We start from the raw sequence: 14,314 nt of genomic DNA, 5'->3' as shown, positions 1-14,314 counted from the left end.
TAAATAGATATTGATGATAAATTCGTCTATGGGCATCTCACAACTCCATTGTATTCTTGGTCGAAAACAATAGATTAGTGAGGTGCTCTTCTTTTTTCAATCACTTTCGAAGTTGAGAGTGGGGTTGAAGAACGTAATGAGTATCTTCTATAGAATATTTACCGTAATTCAGTTAGAAAGTATTCCGATTGCTTATTGTTCATAAAATAGTATCAACCTATTGACTAAAAACCAAAAAACCGCTTCAGCCATGACTGTAGCGGTCTTTTGTTATTCAAAATATCTTAACTTCTAGAATACCTACAGCGCCCATAGCGATTGATATTGCTCATCAGTCAACGTCACGATATCGATCTCTGCTAGCATCTCGCGCAGCTCTTGCCACTTATTTGCATCAGGCGTGATCGGCGTGATCAACCTACCCAGCGTATTATCAATGATCGCATCCATCAGCGTATCCGCTTCGGTCTTACTATAGTTGTAATACATATGGTGGGCAGTCTCTGGATCATTTTTACACAGCTCCGTCATCTGGTTGGTCACTTGGATAAAGGTATCTATCGCGTCCTTTTTTGCGCTATAGATCTCATCCGTCGTGAGAATTTCTAACGCCGAGAAGTTAGGATAAGGTGACAGATGCTGATCGATAAATGTAAAGTCCAATCCTTCATGAGTCGCTTCAACGCCCTCAAAATTATAAAAGCATAGCCATGCGCCATCGAGGCTTGGGTCTTCTTGCAGGTTTTTTATATGATAAAAGTCTTTTTGCACAAAAGTCACATTATCACGGCTGATAGTAAAGCCATTTTTCTTGGCATAACGCGCCAATATCTCAAAGCCGATGCGATTGGTTTTTTCCTCAGCGGCCGGGGTACAGATGCGAATCGGTTGATTGTTTTTTAGCTTATCCATGCTCGACTGCTGCATCAATATGCCACCATCGGTCTCAAAAAAGCAGCCTAATGCGCGTAGATTAGGCGCGTAATGCTCAAACAGATGAATCGGCTCATTCACATGTAGATCGATGCTTTGATTCTGCAATTCAGCAAAGCCATCATAGTGGTCATCTGGCTCGATGATAGTGATATCTAGCCCTGCTTGCACATATGCGCCCGTGGTCACACCTGCGATAAAAGGCAGATGATCAGGGTTCAAGAACCATTCGAGAGTAAGGGTAAGTTTGGTGGTCGACTGCATGGTTGTTTCCTTGTTAATGATAGAAAACAATCAGACTGATGCTGTTAAGGTAAAACAAGGAAGGCAAAGTCTCAAAATTAGATATGCTATTACGAGCACACATCACTAAGAGATGCATTAAAACGTGTCATGCTTGTTTCCTACGTCAGTGCTAACTGCTTCAGGTTCACGGGTGTGTCTCAGCGATGATGTGGGCTGTGTCTACAGCGTTAAATCAAAGCACCCCGACAAGATGTATTGGTATTACATTATTTTTAAGCAGTACTACTATTTTTGATCGGTACTGCTAACGGCTATTATCGATAGCTACTGTGTCATCATAGACGACCTATGAGCGGTAATGCAAGGTGTTGGATTGGATCACAAGTTGGTACGTTTTATGCATCTGATATATTCTATGCATTTAATAAATGATTAAAAATTTAAATAAGAAAAGATATTATAAATAAACAAAAGTCGAATATAACAGTAAGAGTTGTTTGTTCCTAATGTTATAAATGGAAGTGCTTTCTTATTTTTACGTGCCACCTAATGAGTTAAGTTATGAGCAAAGTCTACCACTATACGAGTACTGCTGGATTTTTGGGTATAGTCAATGACTCAAGCATATGGGCGACCAATATTTTCTTTTTGAATGATTATCAAGAAATGAAAAAAGGCATCGATTACGTCAGAAACAATCTAAAAGACGAAAAGTTATTTCCCTCTATGTCACAAGACTATCAAAAAATCATCGAAAAACTACAGGATATATTTGACGATCACTATGAGCGAAGTCCTGATAGTGAAATATCGCTCACTAACTATCTCTTAGAGATGCTGGTGGTACTCAGCCAGCAGTTTTATGTCGCATCTTTCACTCATAACAAAGACTATCTGAGGCAATGGACCTCTTATTGCGAGCACAATGACGGTATCTGCATAGAGTTTGATGAGCACCTACTGTCAGATAGCTTTAAATTCAATAAATTTAATAGGCACTCACAAGCGCATCATCGATTTGACAGTATCATTTATAGTTACTCCAATAGCATAAAAAAGTATTTTGATAAGCATAAACTAAGAGAGGTTTTTTTAAGTAGGAAACAGGCATTGGTCAATAATGTAAGAAGTATCAGAGAGCATAGCGCTGTCAGAAAAACCAGTGCAGAATATAGATATAGTGCGACGGCTGATTTATTATTTTCATCGATACTCGAAGCGTTGACTGAGTTTGCACTGATAAAGAATCCAGAATTTTCTGATGAAAAAGAAAAAAGACTGATACTGACGGTCATCAATAAGCATGATAAGTCGATTGAATTTCGGTCGAAATCAGGTGTGATTATTCCGTATATACCCGTTCATATAGATTTAAAAAGCATTACTAAAGTCATTATCTCGCCGACAGATGATGCCATGCTCAGAAGAAAGGGAATAGAGATATTGAGGGGGCGCTATAAACTGGATTTTGAAATATGTGAATCGGACTGCCAAATTAGAAAGATATGAGGGGTGAGCATAAACGGAGCCTTTCCCAAACTTTGTGTAACTGCTTATAATCCACTAACAGGAGAATAAGCAATGACGACTCAATCTGACATTAAAAAACTGGCCGAGCAAATGGCTGGTAGCATGAACAGCTTCGATGACATCAAAGACTTTCAGAGGCAGCTCATGCAATCTTTTATCGACACCGCACTTGAAGCCGAGATGGAAGACCACCTCGGTTACCCCAAGCATGAGAAAGCAGATAAACCAAACAAGCGCAACGGACACACTAAAAAGACCGTCCGCAGTGATACAGGCGATCTTGAAATCTCTACCCCAAGAGACCGTGATAGCAGCTTTGAGCCTGTACTCGTTAGTAAGCATCAAACCCGTATCTCAGGTCTCGATGATAAAATCATATTCCTTTACGCCAAGGGTCAAACCACCACTGAGATCGTAGAGAGCATTAAAGAGCTCTACGATGTCGACATCTCAAGCTCTCTTGTCTCAAGAGTCACCGATAACATATTAGAGGACATCACTGCTTGGCAGAACCGGCCGCTGAGCAGTGTTTATCCTATCGTCTATCTAGACTGCATCGTCGTGAAGATACGTCAAGACAAGCAGATCATCAACAAAGCCATTTACTTAGCCCTAGGCGTTAACCTTAACGGTAAAAAAGAGCTGCTTGGTATGTGGCTCTCAGAGAATGAAGGCGCTAAGTTCTGGCTAGGTGTTCTTACCGAGCTTCAAAACCGTGGCGTACAAGACATCTTAATCGCTTGTGTTGACGGTCTAAAGGGCTTCCCTGATGCCATTAACACCGTCTATCCAAAGGCACAGGTTCAGCTGTGTATCGTACACATGGTGCGCTATTCAATGAAGTTTGTGCCGTGGACAGATAAAAAGGCCGTAGCGGCTGATTTAAAGGCCATTTACGGCGCTGATACCCTTGAGATGGCAGAGGCCAATCTTGAGCACTTTGATGAGACTTGGGGCAAAGATTACCCGCACGTGGTCAAGTCTTGGCGCAATAACTGGGAGGGCTTAACGGTGTTCTTTGAGTATCCGAAAGACATCAGAAAAGTGATTTATACCACCAATGCGATAGAGTCGCTAAACAGTGTGATTCGGACGGCAGTGAATAAGCGTAAGGTGTTCCCATCTGATCAGGCAGCATTCAAAGTGGTGTACTTAGCCACCCAGCAGGCGTCTAAAAAGTGGTCGATGCCCATTCGTAACTGGACGTCTGCTCTGAATCGTTTTATGATTATGTTTGATGACCGTATAAGCAGGCATTTAATCTAAATGGCAGTTACACAGAATCTGGGATGGTCTCCATAAACGCAATGAAATCAGTTAAAAAATTAAATTACTACTAAATAAAAACCGCTCCAGCAACGACTGCGAGCGGTTTTTTAAATATTAGCTCATTAAAAATAATTACTCAGCGTATAAAGGGGCAAGCATACCTTTATAAGCCAATCGCTCGTTTACAGGCATCTTAAACACTTGACCAGTAAAAGCAGTTGATTTAGCCCAATCAACAGTATTGGTCGTCAGGTCGACCAAGTAAAGGTGATGAAACTGACCTTGTTGCGGTGTTGCAAAGCCAGTACCGCCCGTCGCGACTGCAGTGGTGACACCTATTGCCATAGAGTATCCAAATGATGGTTTACTACCCGTCACCATTGAAACAAATACTTTATCAGTGCCTTCAATTTTCCTAAGCGTCTCTAGCGTAATGTTATCCAAACCCAAGTCAACACTTTTGCCGTTTGCTTTGTTAATTTCTTTTCTTTTATCTTGAGAAAACGCTTCTAATAGTGTTAGGTAGTTTTGATTGGTTGCCTGACTGAGATTATTCGTAGAGCTCAGTACGGGATAAGCCACATTAAGCTCATCTTTTGCATTAGCCGTAACTAATATATCCATGTTGGTCAATGCTTCTTTAGAAAGCACACCACATACAAATGGGGCTGTAGTACGAGATACTTTTAGTGACTTTTCGCTCAGCGCTTCTTCTACGGTTGCCATCATAGCAAGCGAGCTAAGATTGGATTGTTCATACAAAATATCATTTTTTCCCATCTCTACTCTAATAAGGCATCCATCACTGACGATGCTGACAGGCTTTGATTTTAAAGATTGTTGCGTCTGATCGTAAGCTGAGCGCGCCTCTGGGCTGGTGGTGGTCGCACAACCACTGAATAGCGTCGTGACTGCTAAAGCAAGAGATAGGGTAGCTGTTTTTGTAGAAAATTGAATCATGACAATCCCAATAACAAGTAGATAGAAAGGAATAAAAAGAAAAGCCGACACAAAACATAGCGAAATAAACAGTAACTATTAAAGGATATGCATTGCCAAGCAATCAAAAAATCTCAGTGGTGAGACATAGAGACAATACTTATAAATAACATATAATCACATTATGTTACATAAAAACACGGTTAAGAAACTTGACAGATTATGCATGTAAATCAAACAAATATCTACTAAATAAATAAAACACTAGTGTTTTTTAATAAAGAATTTGGATTGGCAGGTATGGTGTGCTACAAGAAACAAAAGATAAACCAAAGACGCAAAAGTAATCTTGTTTGCATATAGTGTGTGGTGCATGATGAATGCTTCATTTGGACTGATATTAACGGTATTTATCGATATTGCTCCTTGTAATTCACTTGCTAAAAATACGATACGACCTTCATGACCCATAATAAAAAAACGTTTTATCATAGGCCCAAGACCAATCAATCCAGAAGTCCGATGATACGCTGGACCTTTGTGACGCTTGGCTGGGTATTTTTTATTTTAGGTATTATTGGTATATTGCTGCCTGTCATGCCGACAGCGCCCTTTATACTACTAGCGGCAGGCTGCTGGGCGCGTAGCTCTAAGCGCTTTCATTTTTGGCTTATCAATCACAAGTATTTCGGCAAGTTCGTCCGTGATTGGGAAAACAATCATGCTGTGCCGCTGTATGCCAAGGTTTTGGCAACGGTCATGATGGCCGCGTCAACTATTATGTTGTTTTATCGTTTGTCTGCCGATATGATGTGGGTGGCATGGCTGGTAGCCATTGTTTGTAGTGGGGTAGCGATATATTTGTTCCGCTTGCCAAATGCCTAAAATGGTTGCAATTTGAGCCAAATCCATTCAATAAACCGCACTGGTTACACGAAACATGAGATAAGGCTTGCGATACTAGGATGTACCCCTTATAATACGCCCAAGCTTAAGAGCAGTTCTGCACCAAATCATTACCTCGTAGTATTAGTTATAATCCTTCGTTTTAATATTTATCGTTCAGTAGCTATTTGCAAGCGTTACCGGTCACTAGACCATTAATAAATTTAAAAGTAGGATTATACTATGTCAGACGTTCAAAAAGGTACAGTTAAGTGGTTCAACGAAGCTAAAGGCTTTGGTTTTATCGCTCCAGAAACTGGCGCAGACGTTTTTGCTCATTACAGCGAAATCACTGGTTCAGGTTTCAAAACTTTGGCTGAAGGCCAAGAAGTTGAGTTCACTGTAACTCAAGGCCAAAAAGGCCCACAAGCACATAACATCGTTGCTATCTAATTTGTCTTTATAGACAGATAGATGAAAAGATGTAAAAAAGCGAACCTTTGGGTTCGTTTTTTTTCGTCTGTCATTTGATGTTAAATGACAGATATAAAAATGCCTCTGACTATATGGATAGTTAGAGGCATTTTTGTATTGGGTACTGATGTAAGTAAATAAGCGTAATCAATCGGCTTATCATATAAAGCTAATACCGATATTAATCAGACCACCGCCCAGTATTAACCAGCCAAACATCACCGCTCCTAAAATCAAAGGTTTGACACCAGCTTGTTTAATCGCGCTTAGATGAGTAGTCAGGCCTAGCGCAAACATCGCCATCGTCAGCAATATGTCATCAAGCATAATCATGCTTTGCTCGATACTTTTAGACATTGGTATCCAAGTATGCAGAAACACAATACCGATAAAAATAAACGCAAACCATGGCACTTTGACTTGTTTGACGCGGGTCATAAATGACGCTGTCTCGTTTGTACTGCCCTCATTTTCTATAGCCGCATTATCTACGGTGCGATCTTTGGTTAGCGCAAACGATAATACGAGCAAGAAAGGCGCGAGCATCATAACGCGTATCATCTTGGTCACGACCGCAGTATCGCCAATCTCAGTATTGATGGCATTCCCTGCGACCACGACTTGCGCCACCTCATGGACGGTTGAGCCCGTGTACATGCCGTACTGCTCGGCACTGAGCCAAGGCTGTAACCAACCAAGCTGATATAAAAAAGGGTAGAGCAGCATCGCGATAGTACCAAATACCACGACCGTTGCCACAGCGATGGTGACTTTGTGGGCTTGCGCGTTGACCACTGGCTCTGCGGCGATGACGGCAGCAGCACCGCAAATACTTGCGCCCGAGCCAATCAAAATAACCGTTTCTTTATCGACTTTTAACCATCTAGTACCTAACCAATAGGTCAGCATAAAGGTCGACGTCAATACGAGCGCATCGGTCATAATCGCTGGCATACCGACGCTCGCCACTTGCGTCATAGTCAGCTTAAACCCATAAAACATAATCGCGAGACGTAAAATCTGACCCTTGGCAAAGCAAACGCCGCCGTTTAAACGTTCAACAAATTTAGGATAGATGGTATTGCCTAATATCATACCAAGCAAGATCGCGAGCGTTAAAGAGGATAAGCCAACGATACGCCCGTTTGACCACACATCTAAACTCGTGTTTAACCATAAGCAAAACAAACCACCGATCAGTACCACAGTCAGACCAGCCAAGTGGCGTTGGCTTGGCACATAGTCGCGGATCGAGCTACTGACAGACTGGGCGAGTGTATGCATAAGGGGCATATCCTGTTACTGATATTAAAATAAGCATAAGCTTATGAGTAGACAGTATAAGCTGACTATATTTATAATAAAAACAGATTAATAAGATATAAACTATCGATATTTTAGGTTAGCGATCAATGTGATAGTCTATGCCCAAAGTATGAATATCGATTAGAGACAAGCCTATTCGATAGGATAGATTAACAAACTGATATAAGGCATCATCAATATAATGAAAAAATCAGTGCACACAGTGCCAAAGATTACACTTAAGCAGCTCGCTGTTTTTGTCAGTATTTATCAGACTGGCAGTACCAGCCGTGCCAGTGAGGAGCTACATTTATCACAATCAGCGGTCAGTAGCGCACTGACAGAGCTTGAGTCTAGATTACAGATGCCGTTGTTTGAGCGCGTCGGTCGCAGGCTTAATCAGCATCCCAATGCCCATCCTATCTATGTACAAGCACAGGCGATCTTGGGGCAATCGCTCACGCTTGAACATTATCACCAATATCAAGCAGGGCAAATTCATATCGGTGCAAGCACCACGATTGGTAATTACGTGCTGCCATCTTTACTTGGCAAGCTATATGAAGCGCTACCAGATGCCAATGTCGATATGTATATTGCCAATACTCAGGAGGTGGTAAGTGAGGTTGAGCAGTTAAATATTGATATCGCATTGGTAGAAGGGATGCCGCGACCGATAGATATGAAAGCCATTGAGCTGCGCGAATGGCGAACAGATACGCTCATGATATTTGCCAAACGCGATAGCAAATGGCTAAAGAACGTCGCTACCTATAGCGAAGATGAGGGCTGCTATCAGCTGACTATTAATCAGTTAGCACAGTTGCCGCTACTCGTACGTGAGGCAGGGTCGGGCACACGGCAAATTATCGATGAGCAGTTGCTAAAGTATTTGCCCAATGCAGAAGTGGTAAAGGCCATACACCAGTCAGAAGCCATCAAGCATATGGTGAGTGCAGATATCGGTCTTGGTTGCCTATCACAGCACGTGATTGAGACAGAACTGGCTACTGGGGAGCTGGTACAAGTTCACGTTGCAGGGATTGATTTGTCGCGGACATGGTGGCTGGTCTGGCACAAAGCCCGTCATCAAAGCCCAATCTGGCAGACGTTTATTGATATCATTAAGTAAGGTTAAGAAATGGGTATTAAAACTTATAAGCAATAAATAAGCGCAGTGTCAATAATGACACTGCGCTTATTTTACAAAACTAAGGCGTGATTTTATTTTGTAACAGGCTTATCCAGTCTCACCACAAAGCTATCGCAAGGCACATTAGGTAAGATATTATCTGCTGTCGCACCACTGATCCATGCGGCAATGCCCGTACGTTTATGGCGACCGATAACCAATAGATCGACATCGTGTTTATGGCAGTAGCTGACAATACCTTCACTGCTAGAGATAGCGGTAGTGACTTCTGACGTTGCTGCGTTCAGCTGGTTGCGTTCAAGAAATTGCGCCAGCTTTGCGCGTGCTTCTTGACAGCGTTCGTCATCAATTTCATCATAAAGACTTGACGCAGGCACCAGCTCATAGCCGAAGCCAACCATCGTATCTTTGACAATATGCAGCACAGACAACTTAGAACCGGGACGGTTTTCAACGATGCGCTTGGCCTTTTGCGCGACGATATCCGCATCAGAGAGTAAGTCGGTGACCAGTAGAATATGTTCGTAACTCATAACGTCTTCCTCATGTCAGATAGTATTTACTATAGCACTACTATAGAGCGCTGTTAAGTAATGCTTGTCTATCTTTGCGACATAGACTTTGATATAGAACAAAATCCTAGTGCAATGCTAATAAATAACAGGTTAACTCGAATACAGGTTAACTCGAATGTTGAGCCAGACTTCTTATTCTGATACTGGCTCATCAAGCTTGACGACTAGGCTGTCGCAAGGGACGTTAGGCAAGATACTATCGGCAGTTGCACCGACTAGCCAAGCAGCGATACCATGTCGTTCATGGCGTCCAATGATGAGTAAGTCGACCTTTTTTTCATGACAGTAGTCAACAATGCCTTTACTATTAGAAATAGCAGCTGTCACCTCAGAATTGACTGCTTCTAGCTCGTTGCGCTCCAGAAACTGCGCCAGCTTAGCACGCGCTTTTTGCCATTTTTCATTATGGACATCGCCTGATAGGCTAGAGGAAGGTACTAATTCATACCCAAAGCGCACCATATCATCTTCCACAATATGCAGGACAGACAGTCTGGCCTCGGGAGAGCCTGCGAGTATACGTTTGGTTTTTAGAGCAACCTTGTCCGCATCGGATAATAAGTCAGTAACCAGTAAAATATGTTGGTAGCTCATGAGGTGCTCCTATTGGTAGTGAACTTCATGGTAGCAGTGCAAAGGGTCTCTGTTAAGTGATATGACCATCATTTGAACAAGGCTTTTGTTGGAATTATGTTTGGTCATCAAGATGTCAACGTTGACTACGCTAATGTTGACTACGCTATAGAGTATTGCCTGATTGCTGACTTGACTTATCAACGACCAAACCCCACTAATAGCGCTAAGCCAATTCTTTTTTAGCCAATATAGTCACTATAAATACCTGCATAATTGAGTTCAAAAGCCAATATAGGGTTTTAGCATTCAGTTTTTTCAGAAATTGTAAGTCAAAGTGTTTTAATAGCCATTTTTACGACTGATAGTTCAATAATTTTTACCATTCTATTGACCCTGATAGTCAGGGCACACGATACGCATTGTAAGCGATAAGGATAACTATGACTGATACCCCATTTACTGCTGATTTAACGTTGCATCCAGCATTTGAGCTGCTTGAGCATCGCCATATTGAGGCGCTATCGATGGATGTGCTGATCAGTCAGCATGTGAAGACAGGCGCGATGCACTATCATTTAGCGCACCCAAGCGATGAAAATGCGTTTTTGGTGGGCTTTCGCACTCAGCCGATGGACTCAAAAGGCGAGGCGCATATTTTGGAGCACGTGGCATTGTGTGGTTCCAAAAAATTCCCAGTACGTGACCCGTTCTTCTCAATGATTAAACGTTCATTGAATACGTTTATGAATGCGATGACCGCAGCTGATTGGACGGCCTATCCGTATGCCACGCAAAATAAAAACGACTATTTTAATTTGCTTTCTGTATACCTTGATGCGTCGTTTTTTCCCAATATCCATCCGCTTGATTTTGCTCAAGAAGGCATCCGCGTAGAGCTGGACGAAAACGATAAGCCGCAGTTTAAAGGTATCGTCTTTAACGAGATGAAAGGGGCCATGAGTGGCGAGATTGATCAGCTCTATCATACGGTTGCGCATCATCTATTCCCAACGACGACTTATCACTATAATTCAGGTGGCGATCCTGCTCAGATTCCTGACTTGACGCATACTGAGCTGACAGCTTTTCATGAGAGCCACTATCACCCGTCGAACAGTGTCATCATGAGTTTTGGTAATATTCCTGTTGCTGAGACGCAAGCGAAAATACACGAAGATGCCTTAATTCAATTCGAAGCAGGCAAAAAACACGTATCGCGTCCAGAGCAGCGTTTGTCTGCGCCAATCAGTGCGGTTGACACGTACACTGCTGATGAAGCTGGTCCAGATCAAACCCATCATGTGGTCGCTTGGTTGCTACCATCGATTACCGATCCAAAGCAGCGCTTAGCATTGCGTCTATTAGAAGGCGTATTGATTGAGCATTCAGGCTCGCCACTACGTGCTTATCTTGACAGTCATCCACTGGGTAAAGCGCCAAGTCCGCTATTGGGTCTTGATGATAGTCATTATGAAATGGTCTTTTATACGGGACTGCGCGGCTCTAACCCAGAGCATGCCGAAGCGGTCGAGCAGGGCATTATTGACTTGCTGACCGAAGTGGCAAACTCGCCAGTTGACGACGAGACAATCGAAACCATTTTGCACCAGATTGAAATTGATCAGCGTCACATCGGCGGTGATAGCATTCCTTATGGTCTAAACCTGATGTTAGAGGGCTTTAGTACCGCTATTCATGATGGTAATCCTATCGATGTGTGGGAAGTAGATGAGCATCTACAGTGGTTGCGCGAGCAAGTCGTCGATCCTCAGTGGCTACCGAACTTAATCAAAACGCATCTGCTGGACAATCAGCACCGTGTGCGCGTGACCATGACGCCAGACAGCGAAAAATCAGCGCGCCAAGCGGCAGCAGAGCAAGTGCGTTTAGATACCATTGAGATGGATCTGACCGCTGATGACAAAGACATCTTGCATAAGCAAGCACTAGATTTGGCCGCACGCCAAGCAGCGCCAGATGATTTGAGCTTATTGCCAAAGGTAGGTCTAGAAGACGTACCAACAGATATCAGCTTTAAAGAAGGCACCCAAAAGCAGGTGCGTCTGAGCGGGCAAAATAGTACGCTATTTGAGTATGAAGCTGGCACTAATGGCATTTACTATTATCAAGTGATTGTTCCACTCACTGAGGCAATCGGTAATGTGAACGCAGAGGAGCTACCGGTCAATGATGTGATTAATCATCCGTTGTTGCCTATTTATTTAAGTCTATTGTCTGAGCTAGGTACTGACTCGCTTAGCGCTCATGAGATGCAAGCTAAGCAAGCCGCGCATTCTTCTGGTGTGACCGCTCGTATTAGCCAACGTACCAACGTCGATGACAGTCAAGCGATTAGCAGCTACTTTGTCGTGGCAACGCGTGCGCTCAACCGCAAGCCTGAAGCGATTGATTTGCTCAAAGAAGTGATGGAACACAGTATCTTTACTGAGCATGACCGTATCAAAGAAATCTTGCAGCAGCGTCAAGCCAGCTGGCAGTCAAACCTAGCAGGTTCTGGTCACTCATATGCAATGCAAACGGCCAGCCGCGGCATGAGTCGTCAAGCGCAACTAGAATATGTACGTAGTGGTTTACCAGCACTCAATGCACTCAAAGCGTTCTTGGGTCATGCCAGTACCGATGATGCACAGTGGGATCATTTAGCGACCAGTTTGATGGACTTGCATCAACGTTTAATCAGCTTACCTAAGCATGCCGTCATCATTTGTGAAGCCGAGCAAACGGAACGCTTGAGTGGCCTGATCGTCGATAGTTGGAAAGACAGTCAAGCAGCAACGTCTACTGAGAATGTAATCAACACTGAAGCTAACATTCCAAGTGAGTTTGCAAATCTGCATCTAGACACTGCTCTAAATGGTGAAAAAGACGCGGTCAAAGCGTTAGAAAGTGGGACTGCTCTCAATGTTGCAGATTTAGCGTGGTTAGTGCCAACCAACGTTTACCATAATGCCAGCGCGTACACCGTACCCGCTGCTGACCATCCTGATACTGCCGCATTAATGGTATTAGCGCCTTACCTACGTAATGGCTATTTGCACAGTGCTATTCGTGAGCGCGGCGGTGCCTATGGCGGCGGTGCTGGCTATGACGCTAATGCATGTGCGTTTAAATTCTTTAGTTACCGTGATCCACAGTGCGCTGAAACCTTTGAGCATTTTGAGGCCAGTATCGAGTGGATCTTGAATGAGCCACAAACCGATGAGCAATTAGAAGAAGCCATTTTAGGTATTATTTCAGGCATGGATAAACCAGGCTCTCCTGCAGGAGAAGCAATCAAAGCGTGCTTTGCCAACTTGCATCATCGCGGTGCTGATTGGCAACGTAAAATGCGCGCCGCTATCCTAGCCGTGACCATCGATGACTTGCAGCGTGTTGCCAAGCAATATTTGCAAGGTCAAAACCATGTACGTGCCGTATTAGCACCTTATGATAAAGAAAAGACGGTAAAAGGTCTTGGTTTTGAAGTTTGTAGAATTAAGAGCTAAGACAAGTAGGTTTGTTCTTGATTAAAAGTTAAGCACAAAAAAGCCAAGCATGATGCTTGGCTTTTTTGTATTTAGTATTTGCTTAGTACCGTTTGATACTCAAATCTTTGCCGATTTTGTCTTGATGGATCGGAAATTCTGACAACTCGTTATACTGCTTACGATCAGCAAAATAGTTTTTTAAAGTAAGGTGAATGGCTTCAAAGGCGAGCGTATCCCATGGAATATCTTCTTCACTAAATAGCGCACAGTCAAGGCTTTCTGAGCCAATACCGTACGCACCATCTTTTAGATCGGCGAGATAGATAGAATAGATCTGCCCAATATCTGGTAGGTCATAAATGCAGTATAGATGCGGATTCAGTACGATGGCATCAGCTTCTTCGTAGCTCTCGCGTGCGGCGCCTTCAGCCATGGTTTCGCCGTTTTCCATAAAACCTGCAGGTATCGTCCATAGTCCATATTGCGGCTCAATCGCTCGGCGGCACAGTAGTACTCTGTCTTCGTGTACGACTAGCGAACCACAGATAACCTTTGGGTTTTCGTAGTGGATATAGTGACAATTGGGGCACACCAAGCGCGGCATATTATCTGTAGGTGGGATTTTTCGTTCTGCTTTATGACCGCATTGGAGACAATAGCTCATACCAACTACCTTTATTAGTAAATATTGTGTGTCCACTTATCTTAAAAGTTTTTTTGCCGTTCTGATGTTTGCTTTTGTATACAGCAGCGATAGTGACAAATACTTTTGAGGGTATCCTTTTACTTTTAATGAGAAAAGCTATTTTATTTAATTCTTAGATTAACACACCAAGTGCAACGCTAATTAATATTATAGAACGCCTGCATAGGCGTTTTAAACCCTAAGCGTTTTCTTGGTCTGTTATTTAGTTTGTTCTCAATGTCCTGCATCTCATCAT

General features: G+C 42.9%; 12 protein-coding genes. 6 read left to right on the top strand and 6 right to left on the bottom strand.

Features of this window, described 5'->3' with window-relative positions:
- Positions 1-300: 300 nt before the first annotated feature.
- The gene (locus JMX83_RS13910; protein WP_201602957.1) at positions 301-1,197 is read right to left on the bottom strand and encodes an ABC transporter substrate-binding protein; all 897 of its coding nucleotides are present in this window, start codon (positions 1,195-1,197) and stop codon (positions 301-303) included.
- Positions 1,198-1,740: 543 nt separating this feature from the next.
- Between JMX83_RS13910 and JMX83_RS13905 the strand changes: the two genes are divergently transcribed.
- Both JMX83_RS13905 and JMX83_RS13900 read left to right on the top strand, forming a co-directional pair.
- Entirely contained in the window at positions 1,741-2,688 is a 948-nt protein-coding gene (locus JMX83_RS13905; protein WP_201602955.1) for a DUF2971 domain-containing protein, read from the top strand.
- 72 nt (positions 2,689-2,760) lie between these two features.
- Positions 2,761-3,975, top strand: a complete 1,215-nt coding sequence (locus tag JMX83_RS13900) for an IS256 family transposase (RefSeq protein WP_201602953.1) — start codon at positions 2,761-2,763, stop codon at positions 3,973-3,975.
- A 135-nt stretch (positions 3,976-4,110) separates the two neighbouring features.
- Here the strand turns inward: JMX83_RS13900 and JMX83_RS13895 are convergent, their stop codons facing one another.
- Positions 4,111-4,938 carry a hypothetical protein gene (locus JMX83_RS13895; RefSeq protein ID WP_201602951.1) on the bottom strand — a complete coding sequence of 276 codons (828 nt, stop codon included), beginning with the start codon at positions 4,936-4,938 and terminating at the stop codon, positions 4,111-4,113.
- A gap of 441 nt (positions 4,939-5,379) precedes the next feature.
- On the opposite strand from JMX83_RS13895, the gene JMX83_RS13890 reads away from it, so the two are divergent.
- Positions 5,380-5,802, top strand: a complete 423-nt coding sequence (locus tag JMX83_RS13890; RefSeq protein WP_201602948.1) for a YbaN family protein — start codon at positions 5,380-5,382, stop codon at positions 5,800-5,802.
- Between the two features lie 243 nt (positions 5,803-6,045).
- Positions 6,046-6,255 carry a cold-shock protein gene (locus tag JMX83_RS13885; protein WP_045453470.1) on the top strand — a complete coding sequence of 70 codons (210 nt, stop codon included), beginning with the start codon at positions 6,046-6,048 and terminating at the stop codon, positions 6,253-6,255.
- Positions 6,256-6,435: 180 nt separating this feature from the next.
- On the opposite strand, the gene JMX83_RS13880 is transcribed toward JMX83_RS13885, so the two are convergent.
- Positions 6,436-7,560, bottom strand: coding sequence for a YeiH family protein (locus tag JMX83_RS13880; RefSeq protein ID WP_201602945.1), 1,125 nt, complete (start codon positions 7,558-7,560; stop codon positions 6,436-6,438).
- 223 nt (positions 7,561-7,783) lie between these two features.
- On the opposite strand from JMX83_RS13880, the gene JMX83_RS13875 reads away from it, so the two are divergent.
- The gene (locus tag JMX83_RS13875) at positions 7,784-8,713 is read left to right on the top strand and encodes a LysR substrate-binding domain-containing protein (RefSeq protein ID WP_201602942.1); all 930 of its coding nucleotides are present in this window, start codon (positions 7,784-7,786) and stop codon (positions 8,711-8,713) included.
- Positions 8,714-8,805: 92 nt separating this feature from the next.
- Here the strand turns inward: JMX83_RS13875 and JMX83_RS13870 are convergent, their stop codons facing one another.
- Both JMX83_RS13870 and JMX83_RS13865 read right to left on the bottom strand, forming a co-directional pair.
- Positions 8,806-9,267, bottom strand: coding sequence for a universal stress protein (locus tag JMX83_RS13870; RefSeq protein WP_201602940.1), 462 nt, complete (start codon positions 9,265-9,267; stop codon positions 8,806-8,808).
- Between the two features lie 174 nt (positions 9,268-9,441).
- Positions 9,442-9,903, bottom strand: a complete 462-nt coding sequence (locus JMX83_RS13865; RefSeq protein ID WP_201602938.1) for a universal stress protein — start codon at positions 9,901-9,903, stop codon at positions 9,442-9,444.
- 422 nt (positions 9,904-10,325) lie between these two features.
- Here JMX83_RS13865 and JMX83_RS13860 point away from each other — a divergent pair, with 422 nt between their 5' ends.
- Positions 10,326-13,391: an insulinase family protein gene (locus JMX83_RS13860; RefSeq protein ID WP_201602936.1), complete on the top strand. Its 3,066-nt coding sequence runs from the start codon at positions 10,326-10,328 to the stop codon at positions 13,389-13,391.
- An 82-nt stretch (positions 13,392-13,473) separates the two neighbouring features.
- Here JMX83_RS13860 and JMX83_RS13855 read toward each other — a convergent pair whose 3' ends face one another.
- On the bottom strand, positions 13,474-14,037 hold the full coding sequence (locus tag JMX83_RS13855; RefSeq protein WP_201602934.1) for an NUDIX hydrolase: 564 nt from the start codon (positions 14,035-14,037) through the stop codon (positions 13,474-13,476).
- Positions 14,038-14,314: the final 277 nt, after the last annotated feature.

Origin of the sequence: Psychrobacter piscatorii (genome assembly GCF_904846415.1) — a bacterium.
Classification (GTDB): Bacteria; Pseudomonadota; Gammaproteobacteria; order Pseudomonadales; family Moraxellaceae; genus Psychrobacter; species Psychrobacter piscatorii.
The sequence above is the reverse complement of the archived record's forward strand: the minus strand, read 5'-3'. Positions and strand labels throughout refer to the sequence as shown.

Bases quoted from the DNA above. Each gene is read 5' to 3' on its own strand.
- JMX83_RS13880 (WP_201602945.1), bottom strand. From the start codon at position 7,560: ATGCATACACTCGCCCAGTCTGTCAGTAGCTCGATCCGCGACTATGTG.
- JMX83_RS13865 (WP_201602938.1), bottom strand. From the start codon at position 9,903: ATGAGCTACCAACATATTTTACTGGTTACTGACTTATTATCCGATGCG.
- JMX83_RS13895 (WP_201602951.1), bottom strand. From the start codon at position 4,938: ATGATTCAATTTTCTACAAAAACAGCTACCCTATCTCTTGCTTTAGCA.
- JMX83_RS13870 (WP_201602940.1), bottom strand. From the start codon at position 9,267: ATGAGTTACGAACATATTCTACTGGTCACCGACTTACTCTCTGATGCG.
- JMX83_RS13885 (WP_045453470.1), top strand. From the start codon at position 6,046: ATGTCAGACGTTCAAAAAGGTACAGTTAAGTGGTTCAACGAAGCTAAA.
- JMX83_RS13855 (WP_201602934.1), bottom strand. From the start codon at position 14,037: ATGAGCTATTGTCTCCAATGCGGTCATAAAGCAGAACGAAAAATCCCA.
- JMX83_RS13905 (WP_201602955.1), top strand. From the start codon at position 1,741: ATGAGCAAAGTCTACCACTATACGAGTACTGCTGGATTTTTGGGTATA.
- JMX83_RS13875 (WP_201602942.1), top strand. From the start codon at position 7,784: ATGAAAAAATCAGTGCACACAGTGCCAAAGATTACACTTAAGCAGCTC.
- JMX83_RS13900 (WP_201602953.1), top strand. From the start codon at position 2,761: ATGACGACTCAATCTGACATTAAAAAACTGGCCGAGCAAATGGCTGGT.
- JMX83_RS13860 (WP_201602936.1), top strand. From the start codon at position 10,326: ATGACTGATACCCCATTTACTGCTGATTTAACGTTGCATCCAGCATTT.
- JMX83_RS13890 (WP_201602948.1), top strand. From the start codon at position 5,380: ATGACCCATAATAAAAAAACGTTTTATCATAGGCCCAAGACCAATCAA.
- JMX83_RS13910 (WP_201602957.1), bottom strand. From the start codon at position 1,197: ATGCAGTCGACCACCAAACTTACCCTTACTCTCGAATGGTTCTTGAAC.